This window comes from Bradyrhizobium sp. SZCCHNR1015 (assembly GCF_032489875.1).
In the GTDB taxonomy this organism is placed as follows: Bacteria; Pseudomonadota; Alphaproteobacteria; order Rhizobiales; family Xanthobacteraceae; genus Bradyrhizobium.
The window spans coordinates 117,161-139,889 of sequence record NZ_JAUEYW010000001.1 but is presented as its reverse complement, the minus strand read 5'-3'; the positions used below and the strand labels follow the sequence as shown (position 1 = coordinate 139,889).

20 protein-coding genes are annotated in these 22,729 nt (G+C 65.5%); 9 read left to right on the top strand and 11 right to left on the bottom strand.

The window, feature by feature from the left end; all coding sequences use genetic code 11:
• Positions 1 to 153 precede the first annotated feature (153 nt).
• The 4 genes from QX128_RS00670 (at position 154) to QX128_RS00655 (ending at position 6,837) form a co-directional block, all read left to right on the top strand.
• Positions 154 to 4,380 (top strand): sulfotransferase, encoded by a 4,227-nt coding sequence (locus QX128_RS00670; protein WP_316236431.1) that lies wholly within the window; start codon positions 154 to 156, stop codon positions 4,378 to 4,380.
• A 724-nt stretch (positions 4,381 to 5,104) separates the two neighbouring features.
• Positions 5,105 to 5,698: a formyltransferase family protein gene (locus tag QX128_RS00665; protein WP_315799870.1), complete on the top strand. Its 594-nt coding sequence runs from the start codon at positions 5,105 to 5,107 to the stop codon at positions 5,696 to 5,698.
• A 298-nt stretch (positions 5,699 to 5,996) separates the two neighbouring features.
• Positions 5,997 to 6,347 carry a hypothetical protein gene (locus QX128_RS00660; protein ID WP_315751045.1) on the top strand — a complete coding sequence of 117 codons (351 nt, stop codon included), beginning with the start codon at positions 5,997 to 5,999 and terminating at the stop codon, positions 6,345 to 6,347.
• A gap of 22 nt (positions 6,348 to 6,369) precedes the next feature.
• The gene (locus QX128_RS00655) at positions 6,370 to 6,837 is read left to right on the top strand and encodes a hypothetical protein (RefSeq protein ID WP_315799869.1); all 468 of its coding nucleotides are present in this window, start codon (positions 6,370 to 6,372) and stop codon (positions 6,835 to 6,837) included.
• Between the two features lie 6 nt (positions 6,838 to 6,843).
• Here the strand turns inward: QX128_RS00655 and QX128_RS00650 are convergent, their stop codons facing one another.
• The gene (locus tag QX128_RS00650; RefSeq protein WP_315799868.1) at positions 6,844 to 7,074 is read right to left on the bottom strand and encodes a hypothetical protein; all 231 of its coding nucleotides are present in this window, start codon (positions 7,072 to 7,074) and stop codon (positions 6,844 to 6,846) included.
• A gap of 232 nt (positions 7,075 to 7,306) precedes the next feature.
• Between QX128_RS00650 and QX128_RS00645 the strand changes: the two genes are divergently transcribed.
• Positions 7,307 to 8,197, top strand: a complete 891-nt coding sequence (locus QX128_RS00645; protein WP_316236430.1) for a DMT family transporter — start codon at positions 7,307 to 7,309, stop codon at positions 8,195 to 8,197.
• A gap of 199 nt (positions 8,198 to 8,396) precedes the next feature.
• Positions 8,397 to 9,857, top strand: coding sequence for a caspase family protein (locus QX128_RS00640; protein ID WP_315799866.1), 1,461 nt, complete (start codon positions 8,397 to 8,399; stop codon positions 9,855 to 9,857).
• A gap of 74 nt (positions 9,858 to 9,931) precedes the next feature.
• Here QX128_RS00640 and QX128_RS00635 read toward each other — a convergent pair whose 3' ends face one another.
• A complete protein-coding gene (locus tag QX128_RS00635; protein WP_315799865.1) occupies positions 9,932 to 10,171 on the bottom strand; it encodes a BrnA antitoxin family protein in 240 nt (79 codons plus the stop codon).
• A gap of 2 nt (positions 10,172 to 10,173) precedes the next feature.
• Positions 10,174 to 11,136, bottom strand: coding sequence for a cysteine synthase A (gene cysK / locus QX128_RS00630; RefSeq protein ID WP_316236429.1), 963 nt, complete (start codon positions 11,134 to 11,136; stop codon positions 10,174 to 10,176).
• A gap of 489 nt (positions 11,137 to 11,625) precedes the next feature.
• Between cysK and QX128_RS00625 the strand changes: the two genes are divergently transcribed.
• Positions 11,626 to 11,844 carry a hypothetical protein gene (locus tag QX128_RS00625; protein ID WP_315711782.1) on the top strand — a complete coding sequence of 73 codons (219 nt, stop codon included), beginning with the start codon at positions 11,626 to 11,628 and terminating at the stop codon, positions 11,842 to 11,844.
• A gap of 175 nt (positions 11,845 to 12,019) precedes the next feature.
• On the opposite strand, the gene tgt is transcribed toward QX128_RS00625, so the two are convergent.
• The gene (tgt, locus tag QX128_RS00620) at positions 12,020 to 13,174 is read right to left on the bottom strand and encodes a tRNA guanosine(34) transglycosylase Tgt (RefSeq protein WP_316236428.1); all 1,155 of its coding nucleotides are present in this window, start codon (positions 13,172 to 13,174) and stop codon (positions 12,020 to 12,022) included.
• 273 nt (positions 13,175 to 13,447) lie between these two features.
• Between tgt and QX128_RS00615 the strand changes: the two genes are divergently transcribed.
• A complete protein-coding gene (locus QX128_RS00615) occupies positions 13,448 to 14,473 on the top strand; it encodes an aspartate-semialdehyde dehydrogenase (RefSeq protein ID WP_315799862.1) in 1,026 nt (341 codons plus the stop codon).
• A gap of 111 nt (positions 14,474 to 14,584) precedes the next feature.
• Here the strand turns inward: QX128_RS00615 and queA are convergent, their stop codons facing one another.
• The 4 genes from queA to coaD form a co-directional block, all read right to left on the bottom strand.
• Positions 14,585 to 15,679 carry a tRNA preQ1(34) S-adenosylmethionine ribosyltransferase-isomerase QueA gene (gene queA, locus QX128_RS00610; RefSeq protein ID WP_316236427.1) on the bottom strand — a complete coding sequence of 365 codons (1,095 nt, stop codon included), beginning with the start codon at positions 15,677 to 15,679 and terminating at the stop codon, positions 14,585 to 14,587.
• A gap of 198 nt (positions 15,680 to 15,877) precedes the next feature.
• Positions 15,878 to 16,342 (bottom strand): peptidylprolyl isomerase, encoded by a 465-nt coding sequence (locus tag QX128_RS00605; protein WP_315799860.1) that lies wholly within the window; start codon positions 16,340 to 16,342, stop codon positions 15,878 to 15,880.
• 291 nt (positions 16,343 to 16,633) lie between these two features.
• Positions 16,634 to 17,197, bottom strand: a complete 564-nt coding sequence (locus tag QX128_RS00600) for a peptidylprolyl isomerase (RefSeq protein ID WP_315711771.1) — start codon at positions 17,195 to 17,197, stop codon at positions 16,634 to 16,636.
• Positions 17,198 to 17,265: 68 nt separating this feature from the next.
• Positions 17,266 to 17,760 carry a pantetheine-phosphate adenylyltransferase gene (gene coaD / locus QX128_RS00595; protein WP_316178610.1) on the bottom strand — a complete coding sequence of 165 codons (495 nt, stop codon included), beginning with the start codon at positions 17,758 to 17,760 and terminating at the stop codon, positions 17,266 to 17,268.
• A gap of 292 nt (positions 17,761 to 18,052) precedes the next feature.
• Between coaD and QX128_RS00590 the strand changes: the two genes are divergently transcribed.
• Positions 18,053 to 18,310 carry a hypothetical protein gene (locus QX128_RS00590; protein WP_315799858.1) on the top strand — a complete coding sequence of 86 codons (258 nt, stop codon included), beginning with the start codon at positions 18,053 to 18,055 and terminating at the stop codon, positions 18,308 to 18,310.
• A gap of 43 nt (positions 18,311 to 18,353) precedes the next feature.
• Here the strand turns inward: QX128_RS00590 and gyrA are convergent, their stop codons facing one another.
• The 3 genes from gyrA to QX128_RS00575 form a co-directional block, all read right to left on the bottom strand.
• Positions 18,354 to 21,098, bottom strand: coding sequence for a DNA gyrase subunit A (gyrA, locus tag QX128_RS00585; protein ID WP_315799857.1), 2,745 nt, complete (start codon positions 21,096 to 21,098; stop codon positions 18,354 to 18,356).
• 171 nt (positions 21,099 to 21,269) lie between these two features.
• The gene (locus tag QX128_RS00580; RefSeq protein ID WP_316178607.1) at positions 21,270 to 21,668 is read right to left on the bottom strand and encodes a DUF2306 domain-containing protein; all 399 of its coding nucleotides are present in this window, start codon (positions 21,666 to 21,668) and stop codon (positions 21,270 to 21,272) included.
• Positions 21,669 to 21,820: 152 nt separating this feature from the next.
• Positions 21,821 to 22,318, bottom strand: coding sequence for a single-stranded DNA-binding protein (locus QX128_RS00575; RefSeq protein ID WP_315711764.1), 498 nt, complete (start codon positions 22,316 to 22,318; stop codon positions 21,821 to 21,823).
• Between the last annotated feature and the right edge of the window lie 411 nt (positions 22,319 to 22,729).

The following is a 22,729-nucleotide window of genomic DNA, read 5'->3' as shown; positions in this document are numbered from 1 at the left end:
CACCGGCCATCGACGCTGCACGTGGCCGGACAAATTCCATGCACTGCTCGAAGGGTTCTAGCCGACCGCTTGCGATCGGCCTCGTCTAAGCCTCCGTTTCGCTTCAATCCGCCTCGACAACGGCATTCGTCGAACATTCAGCAAGTTGCCATCATGAACGAGCACGCCGTCGCCTTCCGCCCCCGCCTCGTCCCCACAGCGTCGGACGGCGGACAGCCGTCGGCGGCCGCGCTCAGCGATCAAGCCTTGCGCATCGCTGAGCAGGCCTACCGGAAAGTTCTTTCGCTTCAGCCCCGTCATTTCCGCACCCTGTGCAGCCTCGCCGCGGTCCGCCTGCAGCTTGGCGATGCGCATGAGGCACGCGCCCTGCTCGACCAGGCCGCAGAGGAAGCCGGTGATGCCGCGGATCTGCACCTGTCGCTCGGCAAGACCTTCGCAGGCCTCGGCGATCTCGCCAAAGCGAGCGCGCATCTGCAGCGCGCCGTCGCGCTCGACGAGACCTCGACCGACGCCCGGCTGCTGCTCGGCAGCGTGCTCACCAGCCTTGGCGACCCCGGCGGCGCGGTTCGGCATCTGGAGCTGGTGCTGGCCGCGGACGCGACCAGCGCCGACGCGCACCAGGCGCTCGGCTTTGCCTTGCAGCGCCTCGACCAGTACGAGCGCGCGCTCGCGCATCACGAGGCCGCGCTCGACGCGCGGCCGGATTTCGCCGCGGCCGCCGCCAGCCTCGGCGACGCCTGCCGCATGCTCGGGCGGCATTCGGAAGCCATTGTCCATTACACGCGCGCGCTCGCGATCCAGCCCAATGCGCCGGTCGTGCTGCTCAACATCGGCGGCTGCCAGCAGGCCGCCGGCGAGCTCGATGCCGCGATCCGCACCTATCAGCAGGCCCTTGCCCTGAGCCCGCATCTCGCCGAGGCGCACTACAATCTCGGCAATCTGCACCTGGAGATGAAGAGCGTCCCTGCCGCCATCTTCCATTATGAGCGCGCCATCGCCGAACGGCCGGACTTCCCGGAGGCCCATAACAATCTCGCCAATGCCCTGCAATCGCGCGGCAAGCACGACCTGGCGCTCGCGCATTACGCCGAGGCGGTGCGCCGGCGCCCCGACTATGCCGTCGCCCACCGCAACCGCGGCGATGCGCTGCGCGACGTCAAGCGCTACGAGGACGCCGTCGCAAGCTATCGAACGGCCCTCGCCCACGATCCCCGCGACGCGACGACGATGAACCATCTCGCCGGCGTGCTGATGATCCTGGGACGGCTCGACGAGGCGGCGCTCGCGTATGAATCCGCCCTGGCTGTCAACCCGCGCAGTATCGGCACGCACCTCAACTACGGCGTGGTCAAGCCGTTCGCGGTCGACGACGCGCGCTGGGCGCCCTTGCAGGATCTGACCGCGAACTCGGAGACGCTCACCGAGGATGCGCGCATCGCCCTGCACTTCACCCTCGGGCGGGCTTATGCCGACATCAAGGACGGCGAACGGTCGCTGGTCCACCTCAACGCCGGCAATGCTCTCGAGCGCCGCCGCATCAACTATGACGAGAACCAGACGCTGCGCCAGATCGAGCGCATCCGCGCGGTGTTCTCCAAGGACATGCTGCAGGCGCGCGCCGGCCATGGCGATCCATCGCCGGCGCCGGTGTTCGTCATCGGCATGCCCCGGTCCGGCACCAGCCTGGTCGAGCAGCTCCTCGCCAGCCATTCCGCCGTGCACGGCGCCGGCGAGGTCAACTATTTCGCGGCCGCCGCGGGACTGTTCACCGACCGTGCCCGCGGCGACTATCCGGAGATGCTCGCCAAGCTGTCCGACGCCGACATTGAGGCCCTCGCGCGCGCCTATCTCGAGCGGTTCACCGACCTGCCGGCGGACACCAAGCGCATCGTCGACAAGATGCCGTCGAACTTCCTGTTCGCCGGGCTGATCCATCTCGCGCTACCGAATGCGCGCATCATTCACGTCCGGCGCAATCCGATCGACACCTGCCTGTCTTGCTACACGCAGCTGTTCGCCGAGCCGCAGCCCTTCGCCTACGACCTCGCCGAGCTCGGCCGCTACTACCGCGCCTACGATGCCCTGATGGGTCATTGGCGCAAGGTGCTGCCGGACGGCGTCATGCTGGAGGTGGCGTATGAGGACGTGGTGCGTGACTTCGATGCGCATGCGCGCAAGATCGTGGCGCATTGCGGGCTCGACTGGGATGACGCCTGCCTGTCGTTCCACGAGAACGAGCGTCCGGTGAACACGGCCAGCCTGGTCCAGGTCCGCAAGCCGCTGTTCTCCGGATCGGTCGGCCGCTGGCGGATGTATGGCGACCGGCTGAAGCCGCTGCTCGATGCGCTCGGCAGCGAAGCCGTGCGGCCGACCATTGCCGAGGCGATCGCGGGCGCCAAGCCGCCCCAGCCCGTGAACGTGGCCCCGCCCGTGGTGACGCCGACGACAGCATCGCTTTCCTTCGCTTCGCAGCAGGCCGGATCGTTGCAGACGTTGGTCGAAGGCGCCGCTGCCGTGGCAAAGAGGCTGCAAGGCCGCGGCGACTCCAAGGATGCCGAGACGATCTACAACCTGATCCTGGCGAGGCAGCCGAACCAGTTCGACGCGCTGGTCGGACTCGGCATGATCTGCACCACCGCCAACCGGCTCGACGAGGCCAAGGACTTCTTCGTGCGCGCGGTCGCGGTGAACGACAAATCCGCCGAGGCCCATGGCAGCATCGGAGCCGTCGAGGCCTCCGCCGGCCACTATGAGACGGCCGTACAGCATTACGAGACGGCACTCGCGCTGGCGCCGAGCCACCCCGGCATCCTCTACGCCTTCGCCATGGTTCGCCAGAACCAGGGGCTGATCGACGAGGCGATGGCCCTGCTCCGGCGGGCGATCGACAACAAGCCGCAGCACCTCGATGCGCATTTCGCACTCGGCAACCTGCTCTACACGACAGGAAAAGACATCGAGGCAGCGAAACACTACCTCAAGGTCCTCGACTTCAGCCCGGAGCATGCCGAGACCCACAACAACATCGCCAACGTGCTGCTGCGCCAGGGCCATCGCGAGCGCGCCATCGAGCACTACAAGCGGGCGATCGCGAGCCGGCCCGACTATGCCGACGCCTATGGCAATCTCGGCAACGCCTTCCTCGAGCTCAACCGGCTCGAGGAATCGATCGAGCAGAACCTGCTGGCCATCAAGATCAAGCCGGAACGCTTCGGCTCCTACAACAATCTCGGCGTCGCCTACCAGGCGCTCGGCCGTTTCGAGGAGGCAACGGCAGCGTTCCAGAAGGCCCTGGAGCTGGCGCCGGACGACGCGCCGATCCACCTCAATCTCGCGAACATGTCGAAGTTCAAGCCGGACGACAGCCGGCTTCCTGGTCTGCGGCAGCTGATCGAACGCGTCGACCAGCTCGATCAGGAGAAGCAGATCGCAGCCCATTTCGCGTTTGGCAAGGCGTTGTCCGACCTGAAGGACTACGACCTGGCCTTCTCGCATCTGCACAAGGCCAACACCCTCAAGCGCAAGACCTTCGACTACGACTCCGAGCAGCGGCTCGGCATGATGAAAAACGTCGCGACGCGCTTCACGCCCGAGTTCTTTCGCATGGTTGCAGGGCACGGCGACGATTCCTGGGCCCCGATCTTCATCGTTGGCATGCCGCGCTCCGGAACCACCCTGATGGAGCAGGTGCTGGCCAGCCATTCCAAGGTCTTCGGCGCGGGCGAGCTCGAGACCTTCAAGGATCTCGTCGGCGAATGCGCCAACCGCCAGAAGGTCGTTCCGGCGTATCCCGATCTGATCACGCTGCTGCCACCCGAGGAAATGACGAAGATCGGTCAGGAGTACACCGCCCGCGTTCGGACGCTAGCGCCCGAAGCCGAGCGCATCGTCGACAAGATGCCGCTGAACTTCCTGTTCGTCGGGATGATCCATGCGGCGTTCCCGCGCGCCAGGATCATCAACGCGCGGCGCGACCCGCTCGACAATTGCATTTCCTGCTACTCGCTGCTGTTCACAGGCTCACAGCCATTCGCCTACGACCTGACCGAACTCGGCCACTACTACCGGGGTTATGAGGGCGTGATGGAACACTGGCACAAGGTGCTACCGCCCGGCATCCTGATGGACGTTCAATACGAGGATCTGGTCGACGACCTCGACGGCGTGTCGCGCCGCGTGCTCGCCCATTGCGGGCTCGACTGGGAGGATGCCTGCCTCGACTTCCATCGCACCGAGCGCATGGTGCGCACGGCGAGCCTGATGCAGGTGCGCGAGCCGATCTACCGCCGCTCGATCGGAAGCTGGCGCCGCTACGAGAAACATCTTGGGCCGCTGTGCGCGGCGCTCGGCATCGACCTTCCGCCGCCGGAAACCACATGACCGCCGGCAAATAACCGGGTGCTGTTGCCCAGGGATCGGTGACAGGCGCGGCACCCGGCTATCCGGCCGCGCGGCGGAGCGGCTCGAGCATTGTGCTCCTGGGGCTTTAAGAAATTATATTCGTCATACGCAGAAGCGTCAGTTTTACTACGCAGACGCGCCAACTGATAACACAACCAGAAGTTAGATGACCTCTTCAGCCATGGGTCCAGTAAATTGCGTTCGAAGACCGACCAGATCGCGCCCGTTGAGCCGACAGGAGCGGCATCTTCGGTTGTCCTCATCAGTACAGTTGATAGCTCGGCGCCTTTAGTTGAGCTGTGTCGAGCAATATGCCGTGATGCAGCACCGGTCTATACACAACCTATAGGCGAATTTCCGGCACCTGTCCTGACGTCCCGGTTCATCTGAGGCCGCCGTCGGTACCGACGAGGGCGTGTCATCCGCCACGGTCGTCTCGGCCTGCATCTTGATGGCGGCCAGGTTGATGGCGACCATGGCGATCGGCGCGCCAATAGGCGTGAGGGGCCCCGCCAACTCCGGCTCGGAGCGGCCTTCCCCTTTCCCGTTTGGGTCCCACAGCGCCTCCGGCGGCCGGACGAAGCCAGACTGTGACGACGGCCCAGCAGGCGCTTGACCTGGAGGCCAAGGCTTGGTTTGACCCGTTTCGCCCGGTCAGAGCCTCCGACCGGATCCAGCCCCCAACCGTGGAAGATCCCTGGCCATGCGCATCACTCTCGTCGGCTCCCGCCATTTCGGTGTCGCCACACTGAACATGCTGCGCGAGAGAGGAATCGAGATCGCGCGGGTCGTCGTTCATGATGGCGAGGACCGGCTTGCAGCCGCGGCGCGGGCGGCCGGGATCGAGGTCGTGGTCCAGGCCAATCCGAAGGTCGTGCCCGCCGGCGAGATCGCCCCCGGCACGGACCTGATCGTCACGGCGCATAGCCACGCCCGCGTCACTCACGAGGCGGTGGCAGCCGCCCGGCTCGGCGGCATCGGCTACCATCCGTCGCTGCTGCCGCGTCACCGGGGCATCGCTGCGGTGGAGTGGACCATCAAGGAAGGCGATCCGATCGCCGGCGGCACCATCTATCACCTCGCCGACCGCATGGATGCGGGCGCCATCGCCGCCCAGGAATGGTGCTTCGTCAAGAAGGGAGAGACCGCGCGCGAGCTGTGGGAGCGCGCTCTCGCACCGCTCGGGCTCAAGCTGCTCGGCGATGTCGTCGAATCGGCCAAGGCGACCGGCGCGATTCCGGCCAAGCCGCAGGACGAGCAGTTCGCGACCAAGGCGCCCAGCCTCACCCCGCACTGACCATCTGATCGCATCGCCCTGATAAGTTGTGGACATCCTCCCCGCTGGCGCCCTCGCGGTGCCCTGCGAACGGCAGCATGGGCGGTCAGCGGAAAGATGTGGGCGTTCGCCCGCTTATGCCGTGGGCGAAGGCGCAGTTTGCGCACAATGCCGCCCGAATGCCTCCAAGCCGGGTTCCGCATTAATCGTTAATGGACTGAAATTGCTCGATAAAAATCCGTTGTGGCGCTGCGGCAAATTTTCGTCACAATTCTTCCAAATAAGGTCGTGATCAACGACATTTGAGGGACAACGATTCATGCGTCTCGACCGCATTGGAATGGCTTTCGCCGCGTCGATCCTGGTGGGCAGCTCGGCCGCCCCCGCATTCGCCCAGTCGCCCTATGACGGGCAGTGGCAGGTGACGATCGTCACCAACAGTGGCAGCTGCGAGCCCACGGCCAGCTCGACCTTGATCGTCGCAGACGGTAAGATTTCTGCGGCTGGCGCCAATGTGTCGGGTTCGATTGGACGCGAAGGCCTCGTCAAGGTCTCCATCAATGGCGCATATGCGAATGGGCAGCTCAACGGCAATTCTGGCTCGGGCAAGTGGAACGGCGCCTCGGCAGGCATCCCCTGCAGCGGCCGCTGGCAGGCTTCGCGCCTGTAACGGCGCGCACACGCTCCTGAAGATGGTGCGGCGGGTCGCGGCCACCGCCGTTGTTTTGACGGCGGGCGTGACCGCCTCGCCGGGGCATGCCGACCCTGGTCCCTTCACGGGCATGGCCGGAACATGGGGCGGCAGCGGCACGGTTGCCCTCGAGGACGGCTCAACCGAGCGCATCCGGTGCCGGGCCAATTACGGCGTCTCGGGACCGCGGATGACGCTCGTCCTGACCTGCGCCAGCGATGCCTACAAGTTCGGGCTGCAGGCCGAGGTGATCGCTGAGGGCTCGGCCATCTCGGGAACCTGGAGTGAGACCAGCCGCGGCATCAATGGCGTGCTGCAGGGCCGTGGCGGCGGCGGCAACTTCCAGCTGCTCGCGACCACCGCCGGCTTCAACGCCAACATCGCGCTCGCCACCCGCGGCAAGAGGCAGTCCGTGTCGATCCGGGCCGACAGCCAGTTCCGCGCAGCCAACATTTCACTGTCGCGGTGATCCCGATCAACTGCCGCGCCTGGCGCCGGGGACCGCACCTGCGGACGGCGGCGGAGCAAGCTGCGCGGCGGTGCGCTTGATGGTCTTGGCGACCAGCAGCGCCTGCTCCCGCGTCATGGCGAAGTCCTGAACACCTTTATGGGTGGTCAGCGACAGCACCATGAGATGAGGCTCCCGCTCCGGCCAGCCAGTGGCAAAGGCGGTCACGAAGTCGGCTGAAGCGGCGCGTTCGGTCATGTCTTGTCTCTGGCTGCCTTAGACTGTGTTGTGCTGTTCGCGGGCTGTATCGCGGCGGTCGCTTTAGGACGAAACACAGCCACACTCCACGTTTTTCTCGATGACGCGCGTCCGTCGCGAGCAAAGCCTGCAGCGGCGTTGGTGCGCTGCACCGTTGATTTCGTTTGCATTGCTCTGCGCGCGAGGTGATACAGCCCGCCTTCGCCGCCGTCCTCGCTCTCCCCGCCACCGCATGAATCGTCCCGCTTCGAAACTGATTGCCGCACTGTGGATGACGGGCTGGCTCAGCCTGATGCTGGTGATGGCGGTGGCCGGACGCGAAGCGATGCGCGAGCTCAACGTGTTCGAGCTGATGGAGCTGCGCTGCCTGATCGGCCTGGTGATGCTCTCGCCGGTCATCGCCCTCAGCGGAGGCTTTGCCACCTTGCGCACCTCGCGGCTCAAGCAGCACGCGGCGCGCAACCTCGTCCATTACGGCGCGCAGCTCGGCTGGTTCTTCGCGCTCACCTTGATCCCGATCGGCCAGGTGGTGGCGATCGAGTTCACGATGCCGATCTGGACGGCACTGCTGGCGGCGGCCTTCCTCGGCGAACGCATCACCCTGTTCAAGCTGGCGGCGATCGGGCTCGGCCTCGTCGGCGTCGTCGTGATCGTCCGCCCGGATACCGGGGCGATCAATCCGGGACAGCTCATCGCGCTGGCCGCCGCGGTCGGCTTCGGTATCTCGATCGCACTGGTCAAGCTGCTGACGCGCACCGAGCCCACCGTGTCGATCATCTTCTGGATGCTGGTGGTGCAATCCGTCGCCGGCCTCATCCCTTCGCTCGTATTCTGGACGGCGCCATCGGCCACCGCCTGGGGCTGGATCCTGCTCGTCGCCCTCTGCGGCACCTTCTCGCATTTCTGCATGGCGCGCGCGCTGCTCTACGCCGACGCCACCATCGTGGTGCCCATGGATTTCCTCCGCGTTCCGCTGACCGCCACTGTCGGCTGGCTGGTCTATGCGGAGCGTCTCGACGGATTGACCGTGGTCGGCGCGGCGTTGATTCTCGCCGGAAACCTGCTGAACCTGCGTCCGCCGCAGCCTCGGCCGGTGCCGATGGGCAGTTCGGCAGGGACCTGAGGCGCCGAGCATCCCCTCAAGCGGCGTGACCCGGATCACGGAACCGCCGCGCTACACGCGATCGTCGTGGATCTGGCGCAACACCCGCGAACTGGTTTATGGCGGAAGCGTGATTTTTTGACCGGGAACAAGACTTTTGGCGCCGATCCGCGACAAATGCTGCAGTGAACGCTTCGCTTGATCGTTGGGGGATCTCCTGATGCGCTATCTCACCGTCGCCCTGTCCCTGCTCTGCGTGGTGCTGACCGCTGAAGCCGCCAAGGCCGACCGCCGGGTCGCCTTTGTCGTTGGAAACGGCGCCTATAAGAGCGTGGCCCAACTGCCGAACCCGCCGGTCGATGCCAAGGCCATGGCGGCCACCCTGCGCAACGTCGGCTTCGACGTCGTCGAGGGCACCAATCTCACCCGTGACAAGATGACCGAGAAGCTGCTCGATTTCGGTCGCAAGGCGCAGGGCGCCGATATCGCGGTGTTCTATTACGCCGGACACGGCATTGCGATCGCCGGCACCAACTACCTGCTGCCGGTCGACGCCGACCTGAAATCGGAGATGGACGTCAAGCTGGGCTCGGCCATCAACATCGACGTGACGCTCGACCAGACGATGGGCGACGCCAAGGTCAAGCTCGTCTTCCTCGATGCCTGCCGCGACAATCCGTTCGCCGCCAAGATCAAGTCGAACTCGCCGACCCGCAGCGTGTCGGTGCAGACCGGCCTGGCCGAGATGAAGTCCGGCGAGGGTACGCTGATCGCGTTCGCCACCGGCCCGGGCCAGACCGCCCTCGACGGCGAGGCCGGCGCCAACAGCCCGTTCACCCGCGCGCTGATCTCGCACATCGCCCAGCCCGGCATCGAGATCCAGCAGGCCATGACCGCCGTGCGGGCCCAGGTCAATGAGGAGACCAGCAAGGGCCAATTGCCCTGGGGGCATACCAACCTGATCGGCGCCGTCTACCTCAACCCGGCGGCGGCCCCTGCTGCAACGGCCGCCACGGCCGGGACGACGCCGGCCGTCGCGACGGCCACCGTGACCGCAGGCGAAGCCGAGCTCGAATTCTGGCGCTCGGTGAAGGACTCCAACAAGCCGGAAGAGCTGAACGCCTATCTCTCGACCTACCCGAACGGGCAGTTCAAGTCGCTGGCGATGGCGCGCATCGCCGCGATCGAGAGCGGCGCCATCAACACCGCCACTCGCAACGTCGCCAAGGGCGTCGATCCCGCCACCTACACCGAGGAAGGCACTCAGGTCAGCGAGGATCAGATCGGCCTCGACAAGACCAAGCGCCGCGACGTGCAGCGGCGGCTGACCGGTCTTGGCTTCGACACCAGGATGACCGGCGTGTTCGACGACCAGACCCGCGGTGTCATGAAGCGCTGGCAGGCGGCCCGAGGCTATCCATCGACTGGATTCCTGACCAAGCTGCAGCACAAGGCGCTGCTGGCAGAGCCGCAGCCCGCGCCGGCGACCGCCGCAGTCGGCGACGAGGCCAGGCCGCGCCGTGCCAAGCCGGCCGGCAACGTGGCTGCCGGCGGCCCGCCGCCTCAGGGTGCGCCGGTCTATCGCAATCCGCCGCCGCAGGACAATTCGGGCAACGCCGCCGGCGCCGCCTTCATCGGTGGCATGATGGGCGGTGTGCTCGGCAGCGCGCTGCGCCGGTAAGCGACTTCGTCTTTCCCCCGTAAAAAAGCCCGGAGCACGAGCTCCGGGCTTGTTCGTTAGAATGCAGCCGCCCCTCAGAGCCCTGCCGCCTTGCGTAGCGCCGCGTTGATGCGGTCCTGCCAGCCCGGCCCTTGAGACTGAAAGTGCTCGAGAACGTCCTGGTCGATCCGCAACGTCACCTGCTCGCGCACACCAGGAACCGCCGCCTTCTTCGGCGGCGCCTCCACCGGCTTGGTGGTCACCTTCTTGAACGCGGCCTCGGCCTCGGTACGGGCGTCAGCGAGCGTGCGCGGACGCCGCGGCTGGTCGGCCATGATCAGATCCCCTCGAACAGCGCGGTGGACAGATAGCGCTCCGAGAACGACGGCACGATCGCCAGGATCGTCTTGCCCGCGCTCTCCGGCCGCTTGCCGATCTCGATCGCGGCTGCAATCGCCGCGCCCGAGGAGATCCCGCCGGGAATGCCCTCGGTGCGGGCCAACGCGCGCGAGGTCTCGATGGCGGTGGTGCTGTTGATCTTGACGATCTCGTCGATCACCGAGCGGTCGAGAATGTCCGGCACGAAGCCGGCGCCGATGCCCTGGATCTTGTGCGGCGAGTGCTGGCCGCCCGACAGCACCGGGCTCTCCTCCGGCTCGACCGCGACGACCTTGAGACCGGGCTTGCGCGACTTCAGCACCTGGCCGACGCCGGTGATGGTGCCGCCGGTGCCGACGCCGGCGACGAACACGTCGATATTGCCCGCCGTGTCGTTCCAGATCTCCTCGGCCGTGGTGCGGCGATGGATGTCCGGGTTTGCGAGGTTCTTGAACTGCTGGGGCATCACCGAGTTCGGCGTCGTCTGCAACAGCTCCTCGGCGGTGGCGATGGCGCCTTTCATGCCCTGCGACGCCGGCGTCAGCACGATCTCAGCACCGAGAAAGGCGAGCATCTTGCGCCGCTCCACCGACATCGATTCCGGCATCACCAGTTTGAGCTTGTAGCCACGCGCCGCCGCGACGAAGGCCAGCGCGATGCCGGTATTGCCCGAGGTCGGCTCGATCAGCACGGTGTCGGGCTTGATCACGCCGGCCTGCTCCATCGCCAGGATCATGCCGACGCCGATCCGATCCTTCACGCTCGCGGCGGGATTGAAGTATTCCAGCTTGGCGAGGATGGTCGCCTTGACTCCATGTTGCGCCGGCAGCTTTCGCAACCGCACAATCGGCGTATTGCCGAACGCGTCGACAATTGAATCAAATACGCGCCCGCGTCCGGGACGCTGTGCTGACGACTCCATGAAATCACTCCTCTGCGCGCCCCGCGCGACGTCGACAACGCTTCTGACCATCTTCAGCGAGCCTGTTGCGCTGCGCAAGCACGTTTGCGCGATCTTAGGACGATCGCGGCGCACAACAAGTCGTGGCTAAATTGCGAAAAACCAACGCATTTGTGTTGCGACAAGGTCAATAAACTCGGTGTATGCTTGATTTCAGCCGGATGAAGATTCACGGTGCAGGTCGACTGCAACCCGGGCGGACATCAGCAAGATGTCATCTTCGGAGTGATACAATCGGGGCGTTCGTGCCACACGACAGCGCCGTTGTAGAATAGATATAAGAACAGACCACCCAGACAAAACTCTTTGTGTGACGGATTTGATATCCGCGAAAGTTGGACTCGTCGGAAATAGACCCGTTCGAACGCGACTTGTTCGAAATCGACCCTTTTCGAAATTGACGTCGTTCAAGCAGAGATCGCCAACAAAGAGATCGTCCAGGAGGTCAATATGTCAGCACTCGCTGATCTCGTGTCGACCGCAACCGCCCGCCCGAATCCCCGCGGCTGCGATCTGCCGACATGCCCGGTCTGCGCCGACTCCATGATTGCCGCGGAGGCGTCGGCATATTTGGCTGACAATGCGATCAGCTATCTCTGGACCTGCGACACCTGCGGCTATGGCTTCGTGACCAAGCACTCCGTGAAAAGCCGCTTCGTCTGCAACTGAACGGCCCCAGGGCGAGAGAGTTCCGCGACGTGATGTCACGGCCGTTCGATGGCCGAGGATAACGCAACCGTCGGCCATCGAGCCGGTCGGCAGTGCATGATCAGCACAATTTCATGAGGGCCGGCGCACAGGGCCGGGCTCACAACAAGCTGACGGCCTTCACCTGAAGCGGCCGTCAGCCGGCGCGCGAGGCGATGTCGCCGCGCGCCCAATCGGCCTTGGTGCGCTCGTAGAATTCCGTGAACTGCCCCTGTGCAATCGCCTCGCGCATCCCGGCCATCAATTGCTGGAAATAGGCAATGTTGATTTCCGACAGCAGCGTCGCGCCGAGTGCCTCGCCCGCCTTGATCAGATGATGCAGATAGGCGCGGGCATAGCTGCGCGCCGCCGGCCACGGGCTCTCCTCATCCAGCGGCCTGTCATCGTCGGCATGACGCGCGTTGCGCAGGTTCACCGGCCCGAAGCGCGTGTAGGCGACGCCGTGGCGGCCGTTGCGGGTCGGCAGCACGCAGTCGAACATGTCGATGCCGCGCCGGACCGACTCCAGGAGATCGTCAGGCGTGCCGACGCCCATCAGGTAGCGCGGACGGTCGGCCGGCAGCGCCGGCGCGGTCGCCTCGATCATCTCGAGCATGACCGCCTGCGGCTCGCCGACGGCCAGGCCACCGATCGCATAGCCGTGGAATCCGATCTCGACCAGCGCCTGCGCGCTGGCGACGCGCAATGCGGGCACATCGCCGCCCTGCACGATGCCGAACAGCATGTAGCCTGCCGGCGCCTTCTCGAAGGCGCGGCGGCAGCGTTCGGCCCAGCGCAGCGACAGCCGCATCGCGCGCTCGATATCGTCGCGCTCGGCCGGCAGCCGCACGCATTCGTCGAGCTGCATCGCGATGTCGGAGTTGAGCAGGCGCTGCACCTCGATGGCGCGCTCCGGTGACAGCTCGATCTTCGCGCCGTCGATGTGCGAGCGGAACGTCACCGCCTGCTCGGTCACCTTGCGCAAGCCCGACAGCGACATCACCTGGAAGCCGCCGGAATCGGTCAGCATCGGACCGCCCCAGCCGGTGAAGCGCTGCAGGCCGCCAAGGGCGGCGATGCGCTCTGCCGTTGGCCGCAGCATCAGGTGATAGGTGTTGCCCAGCACGATGTCGGCGCCGGCCTCGCGGACGTCGCGCCAGTGGATGCCCTTCATGGCGCCGGCGGTGCCGACCGGCATGAAGGCCGGGGTGCGCACCACGCCGTGCGGAGTCATCAGCCGGCCGGTACGGGCCGCGCCGTCTGTGCCGAGCAGTTCGAAATGGTTGGGAAGGTCGCTGACCGAGGAGCTCATGGCCGGCTTATTGCGTCAGGACCGCCCCCGATTCAACCGCGATGGCGCTGTTTTGGTGCCTTTCGGCCGTTGACGGCGGTTCCGGCCGCCCCTATGGTCCGGCGCCATGTCGACCTCGACCAAACGCACGACGAAAACCACCAAGCCCTTGCGGGCCTCGGGAGGCGTGCGCGCGTAGTCGAACTCGATTGCGACCATCTTCGAACCGAAGCCCCGCCTGATGAAGGTCCGGGGCTTTTTTTATGTCCAGATTCCAACCGGAGACTTGAAGACGTGCCTCACGATCCCACCATTGCCATCGTCGGCGTCACCGGCGCCGTCGGCGCCGAGTTCATCGCCACCCTGGACCGCCGTAATGTCCGCGTCGGCAAGCTCAAGGCGCTGGCAAGCGCCCGCTCGGCCGGGCAGACCCTCACCTTCCGTGGCCAGACGATCGTGATCGAGGAGCTCAACGAGCGCTCGTTCGAAGGCGTCGACATCGCGCTGTTCTCGGCCGGCAGCGGCATCTCCAAGAAGTTTGCGCCGATTGCGGTCCGCTCCGGTGCCGTGGTGGTCGACAACTCCTCGGCCTTCCGGATGGACCCGAACGTTCCGCTGGTCATCCCGGAGATCAACGCCCGCCGCATCCGCGACCACAAGGGTATCATTGCCAACCCGAACTGCGCGGCCATCACGGCGCTGGTGCCGCTGTGGCCGATCCACCAGAAGAACCGCATCAAGCGCATGATCATCTCGACCTACCAGGCCGCCAGCGGCGCCGGTGCGGCGGCGATGGACGAGCTGGTGCAGTCGACCCGCGCGAGCCTCAACGGCCAGGTCTATGCGCCCAAGGTGATGCCGCACCCGTTCGCCTTCAACCTGTTCAGCCACAACACCGCCATCGATCCCGACACCGGCTACAACGACGAAGAGACCAAGGTCATCAACGAGACCCGCAAGATCTTCGAGGATGAAGGGATCGCCGTCGGCGTCACCTGCGTCCGCGTGCCGGTGCTGCGCGCGCATTGCGAGGCGATCACCTTCGAATGCGAGAAGCCGATCACCGAGGACGACGTCCGCCGCATCCTGGCGACCGCGCCCGGCGTGCGCGTGGTCGACGACCGCGCGAAGAACTACTTCCCGATGCCGGTCGACGCCTCCGGCCAGGACGACGTGCTGGTGGGCCGCATCAGGACGGATCTGTCCGATCCGTCAGGTCACTCGATCGCGATGTTCGTCGCGGCCGATCAGCTGCTCAAGGGCGCTGCGCTGAATGCGGTGCAGATCGCCGAGCTCTTGCCGGAGCAGGCCATGGCGTGAGGCGGCCACGCACCCTCCTCACCAACACTGTCATCACCCGCGAAAGCGGGTGATAGACGGTGGGCACGCATCGCCTTCGGCGCCGCTTTGCCCACCCTACGTTTCTGCGCTCTACGGCTCGACGACCCGCTCGTCCGGCTGGCGGAACAGCAGACACGCATCGCCGTAGGAATAGAACCGGTAGCCGCTTTGAATCGCATGCGCGTAAGCCGCCTGCATCGTCTCGAGCCCGGCGAAGGCCGAGACCAGCATGAACAGGGTCGAGCGCGGCAGATGGAAGTTGGTCATCAGGATGTCGACCGCGCGAAAGCGATAGCCGGGCGTGATGAAGATCGACGTCTCCGCCTCGAATGGTGCGATCGTGCCGTCGGGCTGCGCCGCGCTCTCGAGCAGCCGCAGCGACGTCGTTCCGACCGCGACGATGCGGCCGCCTTGGGCGCGGGCCTGGTTCAGTGCAGCGGCGGTCTCAGGCGTCAGACTGCCCCACTCCGCATGCATGCGGTGGCCTTCGGTGTCATCGGCCTTCACGGGCAGGAACGTGCCGGCGCCGACATGCAGGGTGACGCGCTGCAGCCCGACGCCGCGCTCGCGCAGCCGCCGTTCCAGCGTCGGCGTGAAATGCAGTCCGGCGGTGGGGGCCGCCACCGCGCCCTCCTTGGCCGCGAACATGGTCTGATAATCGGTCGCGTCCTGCTCGTCTGCGGGCCGCCTGCCGGCGATGTAGGGCGGCAGCGGCGGCCGGCCGAGATCGGCGATCGCCTGGTCGAGCGCGGGCCCATGAAACACAAAGGACAGCGTCAGCTCGCCCTCCTCGCCCTTGGCTTCGACGGTGGCGTCGAGATGGCCGAGCAGGCAGACCTTGCCCTCGTTGCCGAAACGGATCGTATCGCCTGGCGCGAGCTTCTTGGCGGGCCGCACCAGCGCCTGCCAGCGCGAGCCGTCGAGCCGCTTGATCAGGGTCGCCTCGATCTTCGCCTCGGTCTCGCGGCTGATGCGGCGTCCTGAGAGCTGAGCGGCGATGACCTTGGTGTCGTTGACGACGAGCTGATCGCCCGGCTCCAGCCAGTCCGGCAGGTCGGCGACCGTGCGGTCGCGCAGCACGCCATCGCCCTGCACCACCAGCATGCGCGCGGATTCACGCGGGCTCGCCGGCCGCAGCGCGATGTTTTCGGGGGGCAACTGAAAGTCGAAGAGGTCTGTGCGCATCGTCGTTCTGGAACGACCGTCGAAAACCTCATCCTGAGGAGCGCGTCAGCGCGTCTCGAAGGATGAGGCCCGACTGTGGCCTCATGGTTCGAGACGCGTGCTGCGCACGCTCCTCACCATGAGGGTCAAAAGCCGAGGGCGGTACTGCACACCGACCATGAACACGCCGAGAGGCGTGTTCATGGAGAGGGTCGTTGGTTACGCCGCGTCGGCGGCCATGTAGGCCTTCACGATCTTGTCCGGGTTCTGCACCGGCTCGCCGCGCTTGATCTTGTCGACGTTCTCCATGCCCTCGGTGACCTTGCCCCAGACCGTGTACTGCTTGTCCAGGAAGCGGGCGTCGTCGAAGCAGATGAAGAACTGGCTGTCGCCTGAATCTGGATTGGCCGCACGCGCCATCGAGGCGGTGCCGCGAACATGCGGCTCGGCGTTGAACTCGGCCTTCAGCTTCTTGCCGGAGCCGCCGGTGCCGGTGCCCTGCGGGCAGCCGGTCTGCGCCATGAAGCCGTCGATGACGCGGTGGAAGACGATGCCGTCGTAGAAGCCCTCGCGGACGAGCTCCTTGATGCGCGCGACATGGCCGGGCGCGAGATCGGGACGCATCTCGATGGTGACGGGGCCCTGGGTGGTCTCGAGGATCAAGGTATTTTCGGTCACAGCCATGCTGGTCTCTCGGTTTTGGTAGAATTGACGGGGGTCAGGACAAAGCAAATCCTGGGTCTGAAATGTCGCGGCGCCTTCCCATGTGCGGCCGTCACCCCTCCTGACGGCAATCCGAGCACGACGAGGCCCGCGATGCTGGTCCAGAATAGACCCAATGCGTTTAAAGCTGAAGCCACCGGCCCTGTCGATGTGGCGGGCCGGCAGAATCGGCATGCCGCCGCGACGTGGCAAAAGGTTCCTTAGGGCCCGAGGGAACCGGGCGCGAGACCCGGGTGTCCCCCTGCTCTGCCTCTACTTGATGTCCGAGGCGACCTGAACCTTCACCATCTTGTCCGGATCGGTGACGGCACCGCCCGAGGAGCCCGGAGGCGCCTTCTTGAGCTTGTCGACGACGTCCATGCCCTGCACGACCTCGCCAATCACGGTGTATTGGCCGTTGAGGAAGGAGGCATCGCCGAAGCAGATGAAGAACTGCGAGTTGGCGGAATCGACGCTATCGCCCCGGCGCGCCATGCCGACGGTGCCGCGCTTGAACGGCGTTGACGAAAACTCCTGCTTCAGGTTCGGGTACTTCGAGCCGCCGGTGCCATTGAAGTTCTGGCCGTCACCGGTCTGCGCCATGAAGCCGTCCATGACGCGGTGGAACGGCACGTTGTTGTAGAAGCCTTCGCGCGCCAGCGTCTTCAGCCGCTCGGCATGCTGTGGCGCCAGATCGGTGCGCAGCTTGATGATGATGCGGCCCTTGGTGGTGTCGATGACCAGGGCATTCTGCTTGTCGAGGCCGGCAGGCAGCGACTGGGCCAGCGCCGGCAATGCGAAGACGAGAGCGAAGACGAAAGCGAGCGCGCGGATCATGGCAACTCCGATGACATGAGACGATGTGGAGAGGAAGGCACCGCCGGAAGCGGCCGGTGCCTGAAGGATCACTTGAACTTGGCCTTGAGACTTTCGACCACCGACGGCGGCACGAAATGCGAGATCTCGCCGCCCATGGCGGCGATCTGGCGAACCAGCGTGGCTGCGATCGGACGGACACCCACCGAGGCTGGAACGAACACCGTCTGGACCTGCGGTGCCATGGTCTGGTTCATGCCGGCCAACTGCATCTCGTAGTCGAAATCGGTGCCGTCGCGCAGGCCCCGGATCATCATGATCGCACCGGCCTTCTGCGCGGCCGTGACCGTCAGATTGTCGTAGGTCGAAGCCTCGAAGCTGCAGCCCGCCGCGGCTGCCACGGGGCCGAAGATCTCATGCGCCATCGCCAGCCGCTCCTCGGTCGAGAACAGCGGCTTCTTGCCGTGATGCACGCCGACCGCGACGATCAGGCGGTCGCAGAGGTGGACGGCCTGCCGGACCACATCGAGATGGCCGTTGGTGACGGGATCAAACGAGCCCGGATAGAGCGCAATGCGTTGCATGCGCTCGTCCTATACCGCCCGGAACAGGCCGGCAAGCCGCCGTCAGGCGCGCTGGCGTGGCTGTGATGGGCAAAGAGCGGCCGAGAGACTGCATTGCGATGGAACGAGGTGCGACGCCGGTGGGCCGGAACCGTGGTCGGCTACCGCGATTGTTTCGTCGGAACATCCGACATGAAACACGCTCGCGCCGAGACGAAACCAATTCGCCCGTCCCGCGAAGACGTCTCGAAACCCGACCTGGTTATCAAATCGTTAACGAACACGGGCCGAACGGCCCAGACAGGGGACCGTCATGATCAAAGCGCTATCTGCAGTCGCAGCAGCCGGCTTGGTGGCTGCCGGCATCACCCTCCTGCCCGGCTTCGCTCCCCAGGTCGAAGCCAGCGTGCCGCGTCCGCTGGCCAAGGCGGACCGCCTGGACATCCGCCCGATCGGCCGCGACTGCTCGCAGCAGGCCTGGCCCAACTTCGAGGCGGGCTGCCTGCGCAGCGCCGGAACCCGGGGAACCATCCGCGAGGCCAGGATGGTCTCGGTCGAGCGGACGCAGTGAGGCGAACAGCGAAAGACCTGCGTCGTCCGCTATTCGCTACGCCCTATTCGCCATTCGCCTGGTCAGCGTTCCCGTTGCCGTTCTCGGCCTCCTCGCCGATATGCTCCACCGAAACGACGTGCTCATCATCGGCGGTGTCGAACACGATGACGCCCTGCGTCGAGCGTCCCGCGATGCGGATGCCGTCGACGGGGCAACGGATCAACTGCCCCTTGTCCGTCACCAGCATGATCTGATCGCCATCCTCGACCGGGAATGAGGCGACGAGCTTGCCGTTGCGGTTGTTGACCGACATCGCGACGATGCCTTTGCCGCCGCGGCCGGTGGTGCGGTACTCGTAGGACGAGGTGCGCTTGCCGTAGCCGTTGACCGAGACGGTCAGCACCACCTGCTCCTGCGCCGACATCTCGACATAGCGTTCCTGCGACAACTGGATCGCGCCAGCGGCCGCCTCCTCGCCCTCGGCCTCGACCGGCTCCTCGGTGGCAGCATCGCCCGACATCGCCCGGCGCATCTTCAAGTACGCCGTACGCTCGTCCGAGGTCGTCTCGACATGGCGCAGGATCGACAGCGAGATCACCTTGTCGCCGCCGGCGAGCGCGATGCCGCGCACGCCCATCGAGGTCCGACCGGTGAAGACGCGCACGTCGGTGACGGGGAAGCGGATGCACTGCCCGCCCGACGCCGTGAGCAGGACGTCGTCGCGCTCGGTGCAGATCTGAACGTTGACGATCTCTTCGCCCTCGTCGAGCTTCATCGCGATGATGCCGGAGCGGCGCACGTCGACGAAATCCGACAGCTTGTTGCGGCGGACGTTGCCGCCGGTGGTCGCGAACATCACGTCGAGATTGGCCCAGGAGGATTCATCCTCCGGCAGCGGCATGATGGTGGTGATGCGCTCGCCCTGCTCCAGCGGCAGGATGTTGATCAGCGCCTTGCCACGCCCGTTGGGCGCCGCGATCGGCAGCCGCCAGACCTTCTCCTTGTAGACCTGGCCGCGCGACGAGAAGAACAGCACCGGCGTGTGCGTGGAGGCCACGAACAGCCGGCTGACGAAATCCTCCTCGCGGGTCTGCATGCCCGAGCGGCCCTTGCCGCCGCGGCGCTGCGCCCGATACGCCGACAGCGGCACGCGCTTGGTGTAGCCGGCATGCGACACGGTCACGACCATGTCCTCGCGCTGGATCAGGTCCTCGTCCTCGACCTCGCCTTCCTGCTCGGCGATCACGGTGCGGCGCGGCGTGCCGAACTCCGCCTTAACAGCGGCGAGCTCGTCCTTGATGATCCCCTGTACCCGCGCCCGCGAGCGCAGGATGTCGAGATAGTCGTTGATCTCGACCTTGAGCTTGTCGAGCTCGTCGGAAATCTCCTCACGGCCGAGCGCGGTCAGGCGCTGCAGGCGCAGGTCGAGAATCGCCTTGGCCTGCTCGAACGACAGCCGGATGGTGCCGTCCTCGGAAAGACGGTGGCGCGGATCGTCGATCAGCGTGATGATGGCCTCGACGTCGCGCGCCGGCCAGTCGCGCGACATCAACGCCTCGCGCGCGGTCGCAGGATCGGGCGACGTCCTGATGACCCGGATGACCTCGTCGATATTGGCGACGGCCACGGCAAGGCCGACCAGGATATGAGCGCGGTCGCGCGCCTTGTTGAGCAGGAACTTGGTCCTGCGCGTGACGACACGCTCGCGGAACGCGACGAAGATCGTCAGCAGGTCCTTCAACGTCATCGTCTGCGGGCGGCCGCCGTCGAGCGCCAGCATGTTGGCGGCGAAGCTCGTCTGCAGCGGCGTGAACTTGTAGAGCTGGTTGAGCACGACGTCCGGCACGGCGTCGCGCTTCAGCTCGACGACGACGCGGTAGCCGTCGCGGTCGCTTTCGTCGCGCAGGTCGGCGACGCCTTCGATCTTCTTCTCGCGCACCAGTTCGGCGATGCGCTCGACCATCGTCGCCTTGTTCACCTGGTAGGGAATCTCGGAGATGATGATCGCCTCGCGATCCTTGCGGATCGTGTCGATCGTCACCTTGCCGCGCATCATGATCGAGCCGCGGCCCAGATGATAGGCCGAGCGGACGCCGGCGCGGCCGAGGATGATGCCGCCGGTGGGGAAATCCGGCCCCGGAATGATGTTGATGAGGTCGTCGATCGTGAGCGCGGGATTGTCGATCAGCGCGATGCAGGCATCGATCACCTCGCCGAGATTGTGCGGCGGGATGTTGGTGGCCATGCCGACCGCGATGCCGCCGGCGCCATTGACCAGCAGGTTCGGATATTTGGCCGGAAGAACCGACGGTTCCTTGTCGGAATTGTCGTAGTTGGCCTGGAAGTCGACGGTGTCCTTGTCGATGTCGTCGAGCAGCGGAATCGCCGACTTGGCGAGCTTCGCTTCGGTGTATCGATAGGCCGCGGGGGGATCGCCGTCGACGGAGCCGAAATTGCCCTGGCCGTCGATCAGCGGCACGCGCATCGAGAAGTCCTGCGCCATGCGCACCATGGCGTCGTAGATCGACTGGTCGCCATGCGGATGGTATTTACCGATGACGTCGCCGACCACGCGCGCGGACTTGACGTACTTCTTGTCGGGCGTGTGCCCCTGCTCGTACATCGAATACAGGATGCGCCGGTGCACGGGCTTGAGGCCGTCGCGCGCATCGGGCAGCGCTCGCGACACGATCACGCTCATCGCGTAATCGAGGTAGGAGCGCTTCATCTCGTCGAGGATGGAAACGGGACGAATGTCGGAAGGTCCGCCCGGCTCGCCGGGCTTCTCATCTTCTTTATCGGACAAAGGGGATACCGGTCGGTTTTGACACGCGAAAATCGCTTGGAATCATATAGCGCATGGCGCTGCCGCTAGCCACCCCCAAGGGGGTTCGGAGCGCGCTTTTTCTGCTCGCCTTTCCAGGGACTTAACCGGTTGCCGCGGCCGCCCATGGCAGGCTCCGGGAACCCTGTTTGGCTATGGGCCGAAGACCACCTTGTGCATGATCCGTCCAGGCATGAGCGTGAACAGTCCGGCAATCACGAGGGCGCCGGAGAACAGCGTGATCATGGCCCGGCGATGGGGCCCCACCCGATGGCGGTGCGCAGCCCACACCGCAACCGGCAGCACGGCCAGCGTATAGAGCGACAGCAGGTGAATCGGGCTGAAGGGACCGACCAGCCGGATGGTGTGAATCCAGAACGAGCTGGCCGCAACGGCGGCCATGAGAGTGACCCAGATCCAGCCGAGCGTTCGATGCGGCAAGGTCCCTTTCGGGGCTGCGAACTGGACCAGCCCCAGTGCGAACGCCGTCATCGCGGCGACAGCGTGCAGCAGGACGGCGGGCTCGGCGGCGAGCAGCGGTGCGAAGCTCATGCAACACCCCGGTGGTCAGGTTACGCACTGCTCAAGCGAACGAAACGTCAGACGCGCGCGATCGCCTGCAATGCGAGACCCGAGGTGATCGCCCCGGCTCCCGTCCCGACACGGACGGAAGCCACCTTGTATCGACCGAGGACGCAGGCGGCTCAGAACGGAATGTCGTCGTCCATGTCGCTGTTGCGTCCGCCACCGCCGGCCGAAGCGACCGCGCGGCGCGGCGGCGCCATCGACGGACCGCTGCTGCCGAAATCGCCGCCACCCATGTCATCGGAGAAGCTGCCGCCCCCGCCACCACGGCCATCGAGCATCGTCAGGGTCGAGTTGAAGCCCTGCAGGACGACCTCGGTCGAGTACTTCTCGACGCCGCTCTGGTCGGTCCATTTGCGGGTCTGCAGCGCGCCCTCGATGTAAACCTTGGCGCCCTTCTTCAGATACTGCTCGGCGACCTTGCAGAGACCTTCATTGAAGATCACCACACGGTGCCATTCGGTCTTTTCCTTGCGCTCGCCGGTCGCCTTGTCGCGCCACGTTTCCGACGTCGCAATGCTCAGATTGGCGATCGGCCGCCCATCCTGCGTACGCCGGATCTCGGGGTCCTTGCCGAGATTGCCGACCAGAATCACCTTGTTCACACTACCCGCCATCACCACTCTCCCGCGGTTCTCGATCATCGGACCGGCCGTCCACACCGGCCTCACGGCGTCCGGTGGCTAACCCTTCCTCTCGCGGCGGACCCTATACGGTTGCCGCGCGGTCCACCCGCCTCGTCCATTGTTTATCCACATATAGCAGGCGGACGGCCATTGTTCCAGTTTTGTTCGCGCGCCTGTGTCTACAACCGTGCGTCGAGTTCCAAGGAACCCGATGGAACCCGATGGAACCGCGAAAAAGTTCCGTCAATCACGAAAAAGCGATTAACTTTCATCAGCTTACATTGCCCCACTTCCTCCCCGCCTGTGGCTTTTGGGAGACGGTATCCAGGGTTGAATCGCGTATATTTGAGGACGGATTGGGGCCGCAAGCGTGGTCGCACCAACTTCACAGACGTGCGTCTC

What these genes read in the sequence shown, in the direction of transcription:
- QX128_RS00670 (WP_316236431.1), top strand. Translation starts at nt 154, where the DNA reads ATGAACGAGCACGCCGTCGCCTTCCGCCCCCGCCTCGTCCCCACAGCG.
- QX128_RS00665 (WP_315799870.1), top strand. Translation starts at nt 5,105, where the DNA reads ATGCGCATCACTCTCGTCGGCTCCCGCCATTTCGGTGTCGCCACACTG.
- QX128_RS00660 (WP_315751045.1), top strand. Translation starts at nt 5,997, where the DNA reads ATGCGTCTCGACCGCATTGGAATGGCTTTCGCCGCGTCGATCCTGGTG.
- QX128_RS00655 (WP_315799869.1), top strand. Translation starts at nt 6,370, where the DNA reads ATGGTGCGGCGGGTCGCGGCCACCGCCGTTGTTTTGACGGCGGGCGTG.
- QX128_RS00650 (WP_315799868.1), bottom strand. Translation starts at nt 7,074, where the DNA reads ATGACCGAACGCGCCGCTTCAGCCGACTTCGTGACCGCCTTTGCCACT.
- QX128_RS00645 (WP_316236430.1), top strand. Translation starts at nt 7,307, where the DNA reads ATGAATCGTCCCGCTTCGAAACTGATTGCCGCACTGTGGATGACGGGC.
- QX128_RS00640 (WP_315799866.1), top strand. Translation starts at nt 8,397, where the DNA reads ATGCGCTATCTCACCGTCGCCCTGTCCCTGCTCTGCGTGGTGCTGACC.
- QX128_RS00635 (WP_315799865.1), bottom strand. Translation starts at nt 10,171, where the DNA reads ATGGCCGACCAGCCGCGGCGTCCGCGCACGCTCGCTGACGCCCGTACC.
- cysK (WP_316236429.1), bottom strand. Translation starts at nt 11,136, where the DNA reads ATGGAGTCGTCAGCACAGCGTCCCGGACGCGGGCGCGTATTTGATTCA.
- QX128_RS00625 (WP_315711782.1), top strand. Translation starts at nt 11,626, where the DNA reads ATGTCAGCACTCGCTGATCTCGTGTCGACCGCAACCGCCCGCCCGAAT.
- tgt (WP_316236428.1), bottom strand. Translation starts at nt 13,174, where the DNA reads ATGAGCTCCTCGGTCAGCGACCTTCCCAACCATTTCGAACTGCTCGGC.
- queA (WP_316236427.1), bottom strand. Translation starts at nt 15,679, where the DNA reads ATGCGCACAGACCTCTTCGACTTTCAGTTGCCCCCCGAAAACATCGCG.
- QX128_RS00605 (WP_315799860.1), bottom strand. Translation starts at nt 16,342, where the DNA reads ATGGCTGTGACCGAAAATACCTTGATCCTCGAGACCACCCAGGGCCCC.
- QX128_RS00600 (WP_315711771.1), bottom strand. Translation starts at nt 17,197, where the DNA reads ATGATCCGCGCGCTCGCTTTCGTCTTCGCTCTCGTCTTCGCATTGCCG.
- coaD (WP_316178610.1), bottom strand. Translation starts at nt 17,760, where the DNA reads ATGCAACGCATTGCGCTCTATCCGGGCTCGTTTGATCCCGTCACCAAC.
- QX128_RS00590 (WP_315799858.1), top strand. Translation starts at nt 18,053, where the DNA reads ATGATCAAAGCGCTATCTGCAGTCGCAGCAGCCGGCTTGGTGGCTGCC.
- QX128_RS00580 (WP_316178607.1), bottom strand. Translation starts at nt 21,668, where the DNA reads ATGAGCTTCGCACCGCTGCTCGCCGCCGAGCCCGCCGTCCTGCTGCAC.
- QX128_RS00575 (WP_315711764.1), bottom strand. Translation starts at nt 22,318, where the DNA reads ATGGCGGGTAGTGTGAACAAGGTGATTCTGGTCGGCAATCTCGGCAAG.